Here is a 17046-nt window from a genome sequence, read left to right as displayed (position 1 = left end):
ATGTGCAAAAATAAAAATTAGATCACGATTAGCAAAATAACTAACCGCGTAATTTATCGAGTAAGTAGTTTAATTGCTTCGCTTCCTGTGCAGAAAGATTTTTTAAATAATTATCCATTTCATCATTTGCTGCGTCTATTTTTTCTAAAAGCTTTAATCCTTTCTTTGTAATTTTAACTTCAGCTTTTCGACGATCTTCGGGGCAAATATTTCGCTCGACAAGTCCCTTAGAAATTAATCTTTCCACTAATCGAGAAGCATCTGACATTTTATCAAGCATTCTTTCTTTTAAGAGTGAAATGCTGGCTGGCTGTGGATACTGTCCACGTAAAATTCTTAAAAGATTAAATTGCTGAGGTGTTAAATCATATTCATCCAGTAATTCATAAATTTTATTCATAAGCCAGCTGTGAGTGTAAATAATATTCACAGCCAGCTTATGATACTCATTCCTGAATGAACTTTGTTTTATTTCGTCTTCGAGTTTCATTTATGATTGTTTGTTCAATTCAACATGAATTCTAAGTTTGACAATTTTATCAACAACAGCACCACCCAATTCAGTTAGTGCATTCCACTTTAATCCGTAATCAAAACGATTTAATTGACCTGTTACATTAAAACCACTCTTAGTATTTCCCCAGGGATCTTTAACTGTTCCGTTGTAGACAACATCAAGAGTAATTGGTTTAGTAACATCACGGATGGTCAAGTCACCAGTCAGTTTATATTTGTTTTTTCCAACCTTCTTAAAGGATTTACTGACGAATTTCATTTCGGGATATTTCTCTGAATTAAAGAAATCATCAGATTTTAAGTGTTCATCTCTTTTTTCGTTGTCAGTAAAAATACTTGCTGTTTTTGCGGTAAATTCAATTTTGGCATCCACAAAGTCATCTTTGGTTGATACCACTTTTAAATCGAAATCTTTGAAGTGTCCCTCAACTTCTGAAATGAGTAAGTGAGTTACTGAGAAACCGATTTTGGAATGTGCTTTATCAACTACCCAGACACTCTCATTTTTGCTCTGGGCATAAATTACATTAATAAATAGAATAAATACAAAAAGATTAGCTAAGTATTTCATTTGAGTTCTCCTCATTTTTTGTTATTGATTTTAATTAATTTACGGCGGGCAATATATGTTATAACATTAAATGTTGCAACATCTAATTTCTTCCCCCTTAACCTCTGACCAGATCAATTTAAATTAAAGTCTGTCTTTTACATTGCTGTAAAATTTAATTTCCACTTTTTTCTGTTTTGCATCTGTATGAATTGTGAACGAACCTCTAATTAAACCCGAAACTTTTGGTGTGAATGTTCCCTGTATTGTTGTAAAATCTCCCGGTGCTAATTCATACTTATCAATTTTAAGCTGAAGATTATCATAAGGGTTTTCTACTTTTAAAATTTTTACTTTTTTATTTGAACGATTAATGATTTGAACAAAACTTTGTTTGTCGACTCCTACAATTGCATTATCAAAAACCATATACATTGGAACTACTTCTAACTCTACAAAGATATTGGCTTGTAATTTCAAAGTATAAATTGGGTTGGGATTATCTTTCTCATAAACATAGATGTATTTTTCCTGATATCCAGTAAAACCCTCAGTATTAAATTCAGCTGTGATCTTTGCAATTTGATTTGGTTTTAAAACTTTATTTGAAATTAACACAGCAGTGCAACCGCATGATGATTGAACTCTTTCTATTGTAATTGTTCTTTTGGACACATTCTTAAGTTGAAAAGTATGTTTTACAATTGAACCTTTTGTAATCGTACCAAAATTATGAACATCACTTCCAACTGGCTGCAATTTCTGTTGTGCATTAAGCCATACAAATGAAAGCAGAAACAGTAAAACAAATTTCTTCATTTTTACAGTCTCCATTTTTTCAAATATAATTATCTTAGAAAAAAGGATTTTTTAGAAAATGAAAAAATTTAAATATCTACACTTTGGTACTTGCAGCTGGAAATATGAGTCTTGGAAAGGCATTATTTATACTGATAAAGGGAAGTTTAATTTTCTTGAAGAATATTCGAAACATTTTGATACAGTTGAAATAGATCAATGGTTCTGGTCACTATTTGGTGATAAGATTAAATTACCAGCTCGGAAAGATGTAATAGAATATGCACAATCAACACCAGAAAAATTCAGATTTACAATTAAGATCCCAAACAGCATTACACTCACTCATCATTATAATAGAGATAAAAAAGCTGAATTAATTTCTAATAAATTTTTTCTCTCGATTGAATTGTTTAATGAATTTCTTAATTCTATTTCAGAACTATTGCCGAAAGTTGGAATGCTGATGTTCCAATTTGAGTATTTAAATAAACAAAAAATGAAATCTCAAATTGATTTTCTTGCCCATCTCAAAAAATTTTTTCAATCGATAGATACTAAAATTCCACTTGCCATCGAATTACGAAATCCCAATTATCTAAATGAAATTTATTTTGAATTTCTCAACGAGATGAAAATTTTTAATGTTTTTTTACAAGGTTATTATATGCCTCCAATCTGGGAAATTTATGATAAATATGGTCAATATATTCAAGACAAAGTGGTAATTCGGCTCCATGGACCAAATCGTGAAGATATTGAAGAAAAAAGCGGAGGAAATTGGAATAAGATTATCTATCCAAAAGATGAGGAATTGCGACATATCGTAGAGATTTTACAAGATCTAGAAAAAAGAAAAATTGATACCTACATCAATGTAAACAATCATTACGAAGGCTCGGCACCCCTTACGATTACTAAAATAAAATCAATGTTAGATGCTTGATTTTCATTCTCTTTTTTTGATTAATTTTGTGCAACTATGAATCTTATTACTGAACACATCAAATTCTTCCCATTAAATTTTTTAATTAGGTTTATCAATCAAAGGAGGTTTTATGGTTTTTTTGATATGGTTTTCCCTTTTTATTCTATCAATTGTAATTTATTTTAGATCAAAAAAATTAATCGACAATCCATTTAAAAAATTTTCACCAATCGGAATAGTGGTTTTTGGCTTGCTCAGTCTTGGTCAATGTTTTACGGTTATTCCAGCAGGTCATGTTGGTGTTGTTGATTTCTTCGGAGTTGTATCGGATAATACATTAAAATCAGGAATTAACTTTGTAAATCCACTTGCTAAAGTTGTTAAGTTCTCAGTTAAGACCCAAGAAATCAAAGAAGATATGGATGTTCCATCAAAAGAAGGATTGACTGTGGGATTGGAGATTTCTGTTTTGTTTCATTTAAATCCTGATAAAGCTTCTTTAGTCTACAAAACAATTGGTGAAAACTATGCCCAAATAATTCTAATTCCAAATTTCAGATCAGTTTGTCGAGGAGTGACAGCAAGTTATGAGGCAAAAGCTCTATACACATCAGAAAGAGAACAGCTTGCACAGTTAATTAAGGCAGAATTATCAAAAAGCGTGAGTGATAGAGGGATTACAATTGAATCAACACCTTTGAGAAAAGTTATTCTTCCCGAAGGACTATCGAAAGCAATTGAAGCAAAATTACAAGCTGAGCAGGAAAGTCAACGAATGCAATTTATCTTGCAAAAAGAAGAACAGGAAGCACAAAGAAAAAGAATTGAAGCTAAGGGAATTGCAGATTTTCAGGATATAGTAACTCGAGGAATAAGCGAACCACTTTTAAGATGGAAAGGAATTGAGGCAACTGAAAAACTAGCACAATCTCCCAATTCTAAAATTGTTATCATTGGCGCAGGCAAAGATGGATTACCAATTATTCTTGACACTAAATAAGAGCTTAAAAATATGAGATCATTTTTTGAAAAATATTCTGGCAGATTTCTTTTATTTATTGCTCTGCTCGCTTTTTCTACTTTTATTCTTCAATATGGATTTTACATCTCAGATAACTTAAACAATTTTTTAAATGCCGTAAATATTCTAGTATTTCTGCTTTTTATTTTTTATCAATCTGGCAGAATTTATTACGCTGAAGACCGAAAGGAGTATTTGAGATCCCGATGGTTTGACATTTTTATAATGACATTAATAATTATTCATACAATCTTATTCATCTTTTTCCCATACATTTTTTCAAGAATGGCTCGAACATTTCATGTCTTTGATTTAAATTTATTTTACATCATTGTAATTCAGATTTATATAATCATCAGCTTGATAATTAAAGGAGTTCGTTTAAGCCATATTATTGCGGAATATAAAATCCAACCCGCCAAACTTTTTCTGATAAGCTTTCTTCTTTTAATTTTATTTGGAACAGGCCTCTTATTACTGCCCAAAGCTACCGTTGATGGAAAAATTTCTTTTATTGATGCCCTCTTTACTTCTACAAGTGCAGTTTGCGTAACTGGTTTAATTGTAGTCGACACTGCAACTTACTTTACACGTTTTGGACAGATTGTTATTCTTGGATTAATTCAGATCGGTGGTCTTGGTGTAATGACTCTAACAACTTTTTTTGCACTATTTTTTGCTGGCGGACTTGGCATCAAAGAAAGAGTTTTAATTGGTGACCTGATTGAGGAAGAAAAGTTAGGTAAAATTAAATACACATTAATTCAGATAATTTTAACTACATTTATCATTGAAGCTATAGGCGCAATTTTATTCTTTCATAGCATGAGCAAATTGCAAATGCCTTTAAGTGAAAAAATTTTCCACTCAGTATTTCATTCAATTTCTGCTTTCTGTAATGCAGGATTTTCAACCTTTTCTGAAAATTTAATGTACGAAGGATTAAGATATAATTACTTATCTGTTGGAACTATTGGAATGCTTATTGTCCTTGGCGGACTTGGTTTTGGAACATTATCAAATCTTTTTGAATTAACCACGATACCTTTCAAAAGAAAAAAAGCTAAAGTAAAATATCTTTCAACGCAAAGTAAAATAATTCTTTTAACTACACTCTTTCTTATTTTCTCAGGAGCGATCATTACTTACGTTTTGGAATATGGAAACTCTTTAAAAAATTTAAGTGAAGATCAAAAAATTTTAGCTTCGATCTTTCAATCAATTACAACCAGAACAGCAGGTTTTAATACTATACCCATTAATGAATTATTAATCTCAACTTCTTTGGTTTATATTTTACTTATGTTTATCGGTGCATCTCCAGGAGGTACTGGAGGCGGAATTAAAACTACAACTGCTTTCATTAGTTTTATGGCTATTTATGATTTTGTTCGCGGAAAGAAAAAAATTGAAATTTATAAGAGACAAATTCCTGATGAAATTATTCATCGTGTTTTCATTAAAATCGCTTTCTCGCTTTCGTTTATTTTTCTAACAACTGTAATATTATCAATCACGGAAAAATTTAGTCTTGTAGATATAATATTTGAACAATTCTCTGCATTTGGAACAGTAGGTTTATCGAGAGGAATTACGCCATATCTCAGTGAAATAGGGAAATTTATTATAGTAATTTTGATGTACATCGGCCGCGTTGGACCTATAACATTTTTAACTTCTTTCTCAAAAGAAGTAGCTCAACCTAAATATGACTATCCATCAGAATATATATCAACAGTTTAAGGAGAACAAAAAGTGGCAAAGAAAATTGCAATAATCGGACTTGGAGATTTTGGTCAGAACCTTGCAAAACATTTATCGGAAAAAGGTGCAGAAGTTCTGGCTATAGATAATGATTTTGAGAAAGTTGAAGAAATTAAAGACACTGTTGCAGTAGCAGTAAGACTGGATGCAACAGATGAAAAAGCTCTGAAAGCTCAGGGTATTCAAGATATGGATGCAGTTGTAATTTCAATAGGTCAGGAATTTGAGAATACTCTGCTGACGGTTATGAATCTGATCAATTTAGGAGTTAAAAAAATTATTGCTCGTGCAACTACACCAATCCATAAAATTATTCTTGAAAAGGTTGGAGTTCATCATATAATTTCACCCGAAGAAGAAGTTGCAGATAAATTAGCAAGCTCTTTAATGTATGAAGATGTGCTTGAGTGGATAAAATTAGGCGGAGACTACACAATTGCTTATATACCCGCTCCTTCTTTATTTGTGGGGAAAACTCTTCAAGAGCTCGATATCAGAACAAAGTACAATGTAAATCTTATTACAATTAAAAAAATCACAAAAGTAATGAACAAAACCACAAAGCAGGAAGAAATAAGAGAACGAATAATTGGTGTGCCAGGTCCAGGAACTGTAATTGAGGAAGGCGATATTTTAATTTTATTTGGACGGGAAAAAGATATTTCAAAATTGACTGAATAAAAAAATCCCGAAAAGATTTTTTGTCTTTTCGGGATTTACAAAAGTTATAATTTCTAAATCAGGAAATTCGCTCACTCACTTTAATTTGATTTTTTAATTGAGCAATTTTCTTTTCTAATTCCTCAACATTTCCTGATTTACGCTTTGCCTCTAATTCATTTTTTGTCTTAATCAATTCGTCTTTTGCTTTATTAACATCAATTTCCTGTGCTTTTTGAATTGAATCACTGATCACAGTTACTCTATTCTTCATAACCATTACAAAACCGCCATTTGCAGCATAATATTCTTTTTCTTCTTTATCATTAACTACTTTTAATTCACCAATTGAAAGGTTACTAATTATTGGAGCGTGATTATATAATATTTGAAAGCTTCCCAATTCACCAGGTACAGTCACAGACTTCACATAACCTGAAAAAATTATTCTTGATGGTGTAACTATCTCAAGATAGAGAAGTTTATCATTCACTTTGTAACCTCTTAGCTTGTTCTATAGCTTCTTCAATCGTTCCAACCATATAAAATGCAGCTTCGGGTAAGTCGTCATATTCACCTTCTATAATTCCTTTGAAACCTTTAATTGTGTCTTCTAACTTTACATAACGACCCTGTCTGCCTGTAAATTGTTCAGCAACATGGAAAGGCTGAGATAAGAATTTTTGGATCTTTCGCGCTCTCTGAACTATAATCTTATCTTCATCTGAAAGTTCGTCAATACCGAGAATGTTGATAATATCCTGCAAATCCTTATAAGTCTGAAGAATTTCTTTTACTTTTTTCGCAACATAGTAATGTTCTTCACCAACAACAGACGGTTCAAGAATTCTTGAAGTTGATTCAAGCGGATCGACTGCAGGATAAATACCAAGCTCTGCAATTTGACGGCTCAAAACTGTAGTTGCATCAAGGTGCGAGAATGCTGAAGCTGGAGCAGGATCAGTTAAGTCATCAGCCGGAACATATATTGCTTGAACTGAAGTGATTGAACCTCTTTTAGTAGAAACAATCCTTTCCTGCAATTCACCCATTTCAGTTCCAAGAGTGGGCTGGTAACCTACCGCTGAGGGCATTCGACCGAGCAAGGCACTTACTTCACTTCCAGCTTGAATGAATCTGAAAATATTATCAATAAAGAGAAGAACATCTTTTCCTTCTTCATCACGGAAATATTCGGCGATTGTTAATCCAGTTAGCCCAACTCTCTGGCGTGCTCCTGGTGGTTCGTTCATCTGACCAAAAACTAATGCAGTTTTACTAAGAACTCCTGATTCTTTCATTTCAAGCCAGAGATCATTACCCTCTCTTGTTCTCTCACCAACACCCGCAAAAACCGAATATCCACCATGATATTTTGCAATGTTGTGTATTAACTCCATAATGACTACGGTCTTACCAACTCCAGCACCACCAAATAAGCCAGTCTTTCCACCTTTTGAATATGGTTCAAGAAGATCAATGACTTTAATACCAGTTTCAAACATTTCTCGCTTGGTGCTCAATTCCTTAAAATCAACTGGCTCACGATGAATTGGGTATTTTTTCTGTGCAGGTATGGGACCAAGTCCATCGATTGGTTCACCAATCACATTCAATAATCTTCCTAAAACTTCTGGACCAACAGGAACTTCGATTGGTCTTCCTGTATCATAAGCTTCCATTCCCCTAACAAGACCATCGGTTGAGTCCATTGCAACTGTTCTCACTCTATCTTCACCTAAGTGTTGCTGGACTTCGCAGATTAATTCTTCTTCTTTACCCTCAACGGTAACTCTTGGAATTCTGATTGCATTTAAGATCGCAGGTAATTGTCCGCCTGAAAAATCAATATCAACAACAGGACCAATAATTTGAACGATTTTACCTTTATTCATTTAGTTTCCTCATTTTATGTGTGTTAATTGACCAAAATTAAATTCAAAATTAAAAAAATGTATATAGTAGAACAAACATTTAATAACCATCAAATTTAAAATTACTTCATCAAAACCATTTTTCTCGATATACTTTGATTTTGTGCATACAAAGTGTAATAATAAACACCAGAAGGTAATCCATCAGCTCTAAAATCAATTACTGTCTTCCCTGCATCAGCTATGCTATTAAAAATTTCTTTAACTTCTTGGCCAAGAGAATTATACAAAACAAGTCTAACAGGCATTCTTTCACTCAAAGTAAATGCAATAGTTGTAACTGGATTAAAAGGATTTGGAAAGTTTTGTTGAAGTTCAACTTTATAAGGAATGTATTTTTCCTTTACTTCACTAATTACTGGAATAGTAAAAGTACCAGTTCCTCCCAAATCATTATATCTTCTTTTAAATTCTTGCATATACTGATTTGCAATGAAGACATCTTTAATTATTAATGTATTTTCATCGTTGTCTTGCTCGGCAGAATTTGACCAGTTATGGGAACCTGTGATAACATAAGGATTTAAATCAACCCAAGAAGCATCTACTATTGCATACTTGTGATGAAGAGTTCCAGTTAAATTGTAATCGAATAATTCTCCATAATTTCTTAAGAAACTGTATTGTGAACCGCTGTCATTAACATTATCGATAATTCCTCTTAACTTAACACCTGATTGAACTCGCGAAACGATTGTATTTGCAATATCCGATCTGGTAAAAGTTAAAAGAGCAAAGTAAATTGATGAGTCAGCAGTTGCAAGAGTGTTTCTTATTTTTAATGTAGTTTGATCAGTTGGACTGAAATAAAGTTGAAACTCTTTTCCATTGATTGTGAAATTATGAGGAGTATTATCAGTTTTATATGGTCCAAATTTAGCGTTAGATGAATTTGGAACATCAGTATTGCTTCCCCACATTTCCTCAAATTCTTTAGTATAAGCCTGGGCTAAAGCATAGTCATTGATTTCGATTACATTGTTAAGCCACGAGCTTTCATCAGCCGATAGGTTCCAGCTTCCAGTCCAGACCCAATCATTTGCAGGATTTGCATCTCTACCATCGAATACAAAAAATTTATTGTGCATTATTCCATCAATACTTGGCCTTTTGCTGATCAAGAATCCAGCATTAATTAAAGCCTGCATAGAGTTTTGAGTTGTTCGTTTATCATAAACAATTCGAACCTTTACACCTCTGTTTTTCGCTGCAATTAATGCATTGACAATTGAAGGTTGATTATAAAAACTATAAACACACATATCGATGGAGTATTCAGCAGCATTTATTCTCTCAATTAATTTTTCAGTGAGATTTACATTTCCTCGAGCTTCATTACCAGGTATAGCTACAGTTTGATCGACAGTTGAATTAAAATACACATTAATTTTACCGGTAGATTGACTATCAGAAGCTGTGACTACAAAATCAAGTGGACCTTCACTTGTTCCATACTGATTTGTGGAATAAACTCTGAAGTAATAACGAGTATTAGGCTGTAACCCCGAAATAACAATCTGATGATATTTTGTCAAATTGTTATCGATAAAAGAGCCAATCTCAAGATTCTGAGTAAAACCATATCTAACTTCAGTGTTTCCATCGTGCATGGTTTCAAAATAAACTTTAAATGATGTTGAAGTGACATTGGATACAACAATTGGTTGGAGAATAAATGGTTTTAAATCTGTAATTATATCATAAACATTTCTTGGGAGTAATTGATAAGAAGTTGCATCGTATGGTGGTGAAGTTTTATAAGCACCAAGTGCACCAATTACATCAAACTTTCCTGTGGGAATTGTTTGACCGACTAGATTTGTCCCACTAACAATTCTCAATTGCATTGAACCAGTTGAGTCAGTAATTGTGTAATTAGTATTTCCAGTCCAGGTACCTGAAGCTGAAACTGTCACATTGTTTATTCTAATCAACATGCCTTCGTAAGCTTCATAACCATTCCAATCTTGCGATTTAATATCGTTGATTGTAAGAACCAGTGGCTCTACTACTTTATTTGAATCAACCCTCTGAAAAGAAATGACAGGATCAAATTGAGTTAATCCTCTATAGTGCGTCAATTTTCCAGTTACAATCACTGAATCTCCAGGTTTAACACTGGCAGAAAACAATCCAGTTCCACGTGCATAAACGGCAATACCTGCAGTATTATCCTGAATGTATGAAGGACTATTAAATTCATTTGCAACAGTTACAATGCCAGTTACAGTAAAAATATTACCTGAATCAACTGGAACTCCACTGGCATTATTAAATCTTAATTGAGAAATGGGTGTAATAGTAATCTGCGCAAACAATGAATTAAAAATAAATAATGCGATTAAAAGAGTTATTCTTTTCACTTTTTGATTCCTGAAATTTTTTAATGAATAGTTTATCTGATATCAGTGGAGAGTATAAATCTTAGAATTCTATTGTTACCACTATCACAGATGTAAAGAGTCCTATCGAAGAAAGCAACACCTTTTGGGTTTTTAAATAGATTACTTCCGCCAAATGAATGCATCTCCGTCCCATATTGATTGAATTTGAACAAACTATCCTTCTCACTATCAATTACATAGACATTGTTTGAATTATCAACAGTTACATCTTCTGGTTTTCCAAATTTTCCAATTTTGAGAATATCAACTCGGGGATCTTCCGGATCGAATTTACTTACATAACCAGCATATTCATTTGTCACAATAAATCTTAACCACTGTACTTTAAAATTTGTATTTCCGGTTTGAGTTGTTACAATCTCGTAGTTTTTACGATTAAAAGCAGTTATGCCAGATAGTTCATTAATTGACATTAAACCACTTCCAGTTGCTTCAAAGTTTGGTAACCTTCCGATTAGTGAATCTTTTACCGATCCATCAGGATTTTTAACCTGAACAAATTCCAAAATCGCATTATCCGGATCAATAAAACTTGAATTATCAGGACCTGTTCTCGTAACTAGATATGAGTTATCATAAAATACAGCAACACCTGTGTATCTTCTTTGTTCCTTTGAAAAATCGAGAGAAGATTTTGGAAGTAATCTTTCTAATCGAACCTGACTGAAATTATGTTGATAAGCAAACAAATCAGCTTTGTAAAGAGCACCAAAAGTTTTTTGAACTCCATTTATCAAAGTATCAAACTCTGCGCAAATAAATAAATTCAATCTATAATCTTGAGCAAGAGCAACTGGCTTTTTAATTTCAATTGAACCAATCATTTGCCCTGCAAGATTTAATACCACTACTCGATCGTTGTCAGTATCAGCGACATAAATAAAAGGCTCTCTGCCAACCATAACATCGGAAGGATTATTAAAACCTGTCCAGGGTGGGTTTATTGGAACATAAGCCGTATCGGTTGAGAAAGTACCAATTCTACCAGTGTTTGTGAATTCTGTTAAATCTAATTTTTCACCACATCCGATTAAAATAGACGATAGAAGAATAATAAGATAAAGTTTCCTCATTTTCATATTCCTAAGATTATTGAGAATCTGTGAGTACTGCCAAGTCGTGTGAAGCTGTTATAAGCATAATCAAAAGAGAGATTAGCAAAAGATATTGGAGCCTTCACACCGGCACCAAATGCAAATCTTTGTTCATCTACATTAAGTTTGTATCCACCACGAAGGAAAAATAAATTCTGCCAGGAATATTCCAACCCAAGAGCGAGATTTTCTGAATTATCATTTGGATGATTTATTTGAATTGAAGTAGTCAGTTTATGAGTTTCATTATAAACGGGCTCAACAGCAAAACCAATTCTAAACATAGTCGGTGGAGAAAAAGATTGAAATTCGGTGATCTTTTTACCATTCAACAAAGTTACTTCTCCTCTAGGGGCCATATTTCCACCAAAGTTTGTAACCGAAACAGAAAATCTCGATGTGCCTAATCCAGTCCAATAGTAAGTTCCAAGATCAACTAAGAAACCATCCATATATAATTTATCTAAAGTTTCTCGTGCATATTTGATAGTAAAGCCAAAACTAAATTGTTCAGTAAATTTATGAGCATAACTCAACCCAATAGCAATATCACCAAAGGAAAAATATTCACCTGTTCCAAAAGGCATAAGCTCGGTTGTGACTTTCATATCATCCATATGCAATGATGTAAAAGAAATTCCGACTGCATCAACATCGGACAAATGATGGACATAACCTGCAAATTCGTGTTTAATATCTGCAACCCATTCAGTGTGAGAAAACATAACTTGATGATCATAAAATTGAACTATTCCAGCAGGATTCCAATAAAGAGCTGAAGCATCATTTGCAACAGCGATAAAAGATTCCCCCATTCCTATTGCTCGACCACCAACTCCAATTTTTAGAAATTGCATTGTTGAAATTCCAGCTCTTTGCCCACCAAGAACTGGGAGAAGTTGAGCTTTAGTTTCTATCGATTGGAAGAATAAAATTGATAAAGATATAGTTAAGATTAATTTAGATTTCATTTCAAATTTCATAATTAAAACCTCAAAGTAATACCTGCTTTTACATTTCTGCGAGTTAGATATCGAGCTGGATTGTATGGATAAGGATCAAGCGGTGCTTGATAACTTGGATACAATGGATCATTCCAGCTAAGCGGAGTTGGATCACCATACTCATAGGCTCTGCCTGTTACAGGATTTATTATTGCTGAATTCTTAAAGTCGAAAACATTATTCACTTCGATGCGAATTGAGAATTTCCAGTTTGAAATAGTTACGAACTTTTCAAAATTCATATCAACCCAGAACCAATTCTTTCCTATTGCTCCATTTCGGTTTTTTCTATCAATTGTATAAACAGGTCTGCCATCTTCAAGATATTGTCCGGTAAAATAATAAGGAGTATATCTTTTGCCGGATTGATAGAAGACTCTAATATAAAGATTATAATCATCCAGAACGCCGCGTCCAAAGCCGAATAGTGGTTTATTCTTTTCGACATAGAAATTTAAATTCAATGATGCCTGAATTGGTCTATCCCAGATCATATAATCTTCTTTAATTGATTCATCGAGATCACCTCTTAAGACAAGCACACCTTCATCGGCACTTGAACTTTTACCTGTTGCAATTGAATAAGAAGCATTGATAGAACCATTGAACCATCTGCCAATTCTTTTTCGATATTCTACTTCAATTCCACGTGAACGAGCGTAATCTTGATTCACATAAGTAATAAAATTACTTGAACCGAGTCTTGGATTTTGAATTCGAGCAGTCCTGGTTGAAACATAATCAAAAATATCTTTATAATATGCTGTCAATGTAAACACATCATCAAGAGAAAATTGATTTCGAATTCCAAGTTCGTAAGCTACAGTTGTTTCAGGATTCAAATCAGGATTTCCAAACTTCTGGAATGATGATTTTGCAGCAGCTGGAGTTAACTTAGCATAGACAAATTGCGGTCGAGGCCATTTACTGAAATGTCCATAACTAAAGAATAATGTTTGATTATCAGATATCGGATGCGAGATTCCGAGTCGTGGGCTCAATCGAGCTTTCATTCTTCTGCCAAATACATTAAATGTATGATCCATATATCGCTTTCGAACTTCATCTGGAATTGTAATTACATCTGGATTATTCACAGCATCATCAACAAACTTTCCAGGGAACCAGAAGTCAAATCGAAGGCCAAAGTTTAATATCATTCCGCTAAAATTAATGTTATTCTGTGCATAAAAAGCACCTTGAGCTGGATATACTTTATAAATATCATTATTCAAACCAAGTTCACCAATCCACGGTTTATAAATATCTACAAGCTGCATTTCACGGACACTTAAATCGAAACCTGTTTTGAATTTACTTTTTTCTGTGAAGAGAGTCGTTAAATCAAATTTCAAATTATATTCTTCAACATGGTGATCATGCCAGGTAAATGGATTTCCAAAATCCCAGAAACCATCACCTGGAATTACTCCTATTGTGTCTCTATTTGTATTATAATATTCAAGAGGCGGATTTGTTATATCTTTTGGTTCTTGATAATCTTTCCAGTAAAGTCCATTCGCATCAGCTCGAAGGTGAGTAAAAAATCTTGAGAACTTTACTTCATAAAATGTCTTTGCACTTAAAGTATGAGTTAAACTAAAAATGTGAAAGATATTATTATGAGTATAAACATTTGCATTATCTAAATTGTATTGAAATTCGTATTGATAGCCTGGGCTTGGCTCAACATACTCAAGATTTGTTTGAAGTGATTGAGAATTCTGATTAATACTCACAGATTGATTGAATGAATAAGATAACTTTATTGTTGGACTGATTTTATAAGTTAATTTTCCTAACCAGAACCAGCTGTTTTCCTGACGTAGTGCAAACCTCGAACCGTAAAATATTGAGGAATATAATTTCTTTGCTTTTGTTTTCACCCAACCCTGAGTTATACCATCACTGAAACCGCCGTAAAAGTTTCCATAAAATGTGATCTCACCCGGAATTTTGACTCCCAGCGATGGTAAAATATATGTTGTGATTGGTTCAGGTCCAGATAAACTCGCTTCAATGATATCAGTATTGAAAGAGTAACTCGAATTTTTGTTGAAACCAAAATTATCCTTTTTCCAGGAAAAATTTCCGTGAAAATCTCTACCGCCTTCTCGGGTTCTTACATTAATTACACCGGAGGTTGCCTGTCCGAATTCTGCATTAAAACCACCAGTAATAACTTCAACCTCTTCAATTGATGATGCACTGAGTTGAAGTCCAAATCCAGTTCCTGCCAATGGATCCTGAATAGAAACACCATCTAGCAAGAAAGCATTTTCATAAGATCGACCGCCGCGAATGTGCACAGCATTGTCTGAATAAACAACCCCGGCTTGTTGAGTAACAACATCCTTCACATTTTCAACCAAAGCAACTTCAATATCTTCTTTTGAAATTGATTTTTTGCTCGAAGTTTCTTCAACATCAATCAAAGGTTTTTCACCAATGACAACGACTTCACTGCCAAGAGTTAAAACTGTTTCTTCCATCTTAACATTTAATACTTTTCTTTCACCTGGATTAATTTTTACTCCAGTAAATTGAACAAGCTTGTAACCAATCAGCGAGACATCAATATTATATGTTCCAGGATTTAAATCTCTAATAATGTAATTTCCATTAATATCTGTTGCAGCTCCATAATAGGTTCCTTTGATTACAACATTAACTCCTGGAAGCGGTTCACCTGTTTTCGCATCGGTCACCTTACCTGTAAGTGTTGCTTTTTCTTGAGACCAAAGTATGGAATTTATAAGTACAAATAAAATTAAAAACTTCTTCATGGCGTAACTCCAAATTCACTTATAAAAACTTTCTGAAAGAATGCTCTAACTTTTGATGAACCACCGTTTAATCGATGCAAAGGTAAACCAATAAAAATTCTCCTGCCTTCATTATCTCTAAAACCGATTATTGGATTTCCTGAAAGTCCAAGCGTATACAAACTTTTTGAAGCCGCAGAATTTGGATAGAAAGTCCGAATTCTTGCAACTGGTGATGGAGATGCATCTCTCTGAAGTGGCGGATAACCAAGTAATTGTCCATCGGTTGTAAGATTAACTGGTGTATTCACAGGGATAAAATTAATCGGAACTGGTGAAACGCTATCGATTGGTAAAAAATCACCCAAACTTCGAGTATCAAATGTTTGAGGGAAGATCATTGATAATAAAACTTTTCCCCCGCTCTCGGAATAATTTCTCAAAGTCAATTGTGCAACTTCAAGAGTTGGATCATTATCTGTAAACCAGAAAACTGATTTAAATAATTTAAGTGTTGCAGTAAAAGTTGGGTTAATAAATTTTGGTAAAAATATTCCTGGCGTTGTTGATGTCTTACCATATTTAATATCAAGGTAATCAATCTTATTGCCCAGACCAATACTATCGAACATTGCCAAATAAAATCTTTCAGCGTTGTCGGCAATTGTATAATCGTCAATTACTAAAATTTCACCTTTAGGTTTTTTGACAAACCAGATTTTTGTTGTATCAGGCATTACAATAGTTTTACTAAAAGCACCTGCGATATCTTTTGCTTTGAGATAAAATCGATTCAAGTTATCCAATCTTAAATTTGGTAACTTTATTGAATATGGCTGATTGAGTGATGAACCTAAATAGATAGTTGCATCAGCTGTACTTGAACTGAACGGCGGATTAGCTACAATTGTGATAAAACGAACAAACCCAGGTATCTCGACAAATGAACTTGTATCGTTTAATGCGATATAAATTTTTTCAATGGTTTCATCTCCATCAATATCAGAAGCATTCCATGCAAAACTCGCAGCTGTAAAAGTTGTCTCAGGAACTTCTGAATTTTTTTGGAAGGAAATTTCAGGCGGAGTATTTTTAATTGGGAATTTGAAAACTGCTGGAGTTGGATCAATATTCCCAATGTCTACGAAAGGTTCACCATTGTCATAAACACCATTTCCATTAAAATCGGTAAATGGTTCTGGGCCATAATTTTCATTGTTTCTAATTACCTGATTATCATATTTCCCATTGCCAGAATTATCAACAGATGCAACATAAAAAGTGTATGAAGTATCGCTTCCAGCAATGGCAAGAGTAAAAATTGAATCTGTTATAGTAGTAAAACTCCAGGGTTGATTTTCCCACTTGATATAATAACCTATAACAAATCCATCTGGATCATCTCCCCACCAGTAAACAGGTAACTTACTTTTTTGCTTGCTAATTCCATAAGTTGAATCCGGGAACAAGAATATTTTTGTATCAGGAGGAAGATTTTCGACTTTACTTCCTGTAATCTTTTCGGAGCAGGAAATAAATATTACTATAAAAATTAACAATGAAATTGTAATTAAAAATTTATTCATATGGTGATTTCTCTTATTTCT

General features: G+C 33.3%; 14 protein-coding genes. 4 read left to right on the top strand and 10 right to left on the bottom strand.

Going from position 1 to position 17046, the window contains the following annotated elements:
• Positions 1-40 precede the first annotated feature (40 nt).
• The 3 genes from HPY57_11030 to HPY57_11020 form a co-directional block, all read right to left on the bottom strand.
• On the bottom strand, positions 41-490 hold the full coding sequence (locus HPY57_11030) for a MarR family transcriptional regulator (GenBank protein NPV12313.1): 450 nt from the start codon (positions 488-490) through the stop codon (positions 41-43).
• Complete coding sequence (locus HPY57_11025; GenBank protein ID NPV12312.1) at positions 491-1102, bottom strand: YceI family protein; 612 nt, start codon at positions 1100-1102, stop codon at positions 491-493. It lies immediately after the preceding gene.
• Positions 1103-1210: 108 nt separating this feature from the next.
• Positions 1211-1885 (bottom strand): DUF1573 domain-containing protein, encoded by a 675-nt coding sequence (locus HPY57_11020; protein NPV12311.1) that lies wholly within the window; start codon positions 1883-1885, stop codon positions 1211-1213.
• 58 nt (positions 1886-1943) lie between these two features.
• On the opposite strand from HPY57_11020, the gene HPY57_11015 reads away from it, so the two are divergent.
• From HPY57_11015 to HPY57_11000, 4 genes are all read left to right on the top strand, one after another.
• On the top strand, positions 1944-2810 hold the full coding sequence (locus tag HPY57_11015) for a DUF72 domain-containing protein (protein NPV12310.1): 867 nt from the start codon (positions 1944-1946) through the stop codon (positions 2808-2810).
• Positions 2811-2922: 112 nt separating this feature from the next.
• On the top strand, positions 2923-3792 hold the full coding sequence (locus HPY57_11010) for a prohibitin family protein (protein NPV12309.1): 870 nt from the start codon (positions 2923-2925) through the stop codon (positions 3790-3792).
• Between the two features lie 12 nt (positions 3793-3804).
• Positions 3805-5556, top strand: coding sequence for an ATPase (locus tag HPY57_11005; GenBank protein NPV12308.1), 1752 nt, complete (start codon positions 3805-3807; stop codon positions 5554-5556).
• Between the two features lie 12 nt (positions 5557-5568).
• Positions 5569-6258: a TrkA family potassium uptake protein gene (locus HPY57_11000; protein ID NPV12307.1), complete on the top strand. Its 690-nt coding sequence runs from the start codon at positions 5569-5571 to the stop codon at positions 6256-6258.
• A gap of 58 nt (positions 6259-6316) precedes the next feature.
• Here the strand turns inward: HPY57_11000 and atpC are convergent, their stop codons facing one another.
• The 7 genes from atpC to HPY57_10965 form a co-directional block, all read right to left on the bottom strand.
• On the bottom strand, positions 6317-6730 hold the full coding sequence (atpC, locus tag HPY57_10995; GenBank protein NPV12306.1) for an ATP synthase F1 subunit epsilon: 414 nt from the start codon (positions 6728-6730) through the stop codon (positions 6317-6319).
• Positions 6723-8132, bottom strand: a complete 1410-nt coding sequence (gene atpD / locus HPY57_10990) for a F0F1 ATP synthase subunit beta (protein NPV12305.1) — start codon at positions 8130-8132, stop codon at positions 6723-6725. Before atpD ends, atpC begins: the two co-directional genes overlap by 8 nt.
• Positions 8133-8233: 101 nt before the next feature.
• Positions 8234-10534 carry a T9SS type A sorting domain-containing protein gene (locus HPY57_10985; protein ID NPV12304.1) on the bottom strand — a complete coding sequence of 767 codons (2301 nt, stop codon included), beginning with the start codon at positions 10532-10534 and terminating at the stop codon, positions 8234-8236.
• Positions 10535-10566: 32 nt separating this feature from the next.
• The gene (locus HPY57_10980; GenBank protein NPV12303.1) at positions 10567-11649 is read right to left on the bottom strand and encodes a hypothetical protein; all 1083 of its coding nucleotides are present in this window, start codon (positions 11647-11649) and stop codon (positions 10567-10569) included.
• A 2-nt stretch (positions 11650-11651) separates the two neighbouring features.
• Positions 11652-12641 (bottom strand): PorV/PorQ family protein, encoded by a 990-nt coding sequence (locus tag HPY57_10975; protein NPV12302.1) that lies wholly within the window; start codon positions 12639-12641, stop codon positions 11652-11654.
• A 14-nt stretch (positions 12642-12655) separates the two neighbouring features.
• Entirely contained in the window at positions 12656-15460 is a 2805-nt protein-coding gene (locus tag HPY57_10970) for a TonB-dependent receptor (GenBank protein ID NPV12301.1), read from the bottom strand.
• Positions 15457-17025: a hypothetical protein gene (locus HPY57_10965; protein ID NPV12300.1), complete on the bottom strand. Its 1569-nt coding sequence runs from the start codon at positions 17023-17025 to the stop codon at positions 15457-15459. The genes HPY57_10970 and HPY57_10965 overlap by 4 nt, the downstream gene beginning before the upstream one ends.
• Positions 17026-17046 lie beyond the last annotated feature (21 nt).

The sequence above is a fragment of the Ignavibacteria bacterium genome, from assembly GCA_013177855.1.
Taxonomy (GTDB): Bacteria; Bacteroidota; Ignavibacteria; order Ch128b; family Ch128b; genus Ch128b.
This window is presented reverse-complemented; position numbering and strand designations above follow the sequence as displayed.

Coding starts and splice junctions, on each gene's coding strand:
- HPY57_11030 (NPV12313.1), bottom strand. CDS start 490: ATGAAACTCGAAGACGAAATAAAACAAAGTTCATTCAGGAATGAGTAT.
- HPY57_10975 (NPV12302.1), bottom strand. CDS start 12,641: ATGAAATCTAAATTAATCTTAACTATATCTTTATCAATTTTATTCTTC.
- HPY57_11005 (NPV12308.1), top strand. CDS start 3,805: ATGAGATCATTTTTTGAAAAATATTCTGGCAGATTTCTTTTATTTATT.
- HPY57_10965 (NPV12300.1), bottom strand. CDS start 17,025: ATGAATAAATTTTTAATTACAATTTCATTGTTAATTTTTATAGTAATA.
- HPY57_11015 (NPV12310.1), top strand. CDS start 1,944: ATGAAAAAATTTAAATATCTACACTTTGGTACTTGCAGCTGGAAATAT.
- HPY57_11020 (NPV12311.1), bottom strand. CDS start 1,885: ATGAAGAAATTTGTTTTACTGTTTCTGCTTTCATTTGTATGGCTTAAT.
- HPY57_10980 (NPV12303.1), bottom strand. CDS start 11,649: ATGAGGAAACTTTATCTTATTATTCTTCTATCGTCTATTTTAATCGGA.
- HPY57_11010 (NPV12309.1), top strand. CDS start 2,923: ATGGTTTTTTTGATATGGTTTTCCCTTTTTATTCTATCAATTGTAATT.
- HPY57_10970 (NPV12301.1), bottom strand. CDS start 15,460: ATGAAGAAGTTTTTAATTTTATTTGTACTTATAAATTCCATACTTTGG.
- atpD (NPV12305.1), bottom strand. CDS start 8,132: ATGAATAAAGGTAAAATCGTTCAAATTATTGGTCCTGTTGTTGATATT.
- HPY57_11025 (NPV12312.1), bottom strand. CDS start 1,102: ATGAGGAGAACTCAAATGAAATACTTAGCTAATCTTTTTGTATTTATT.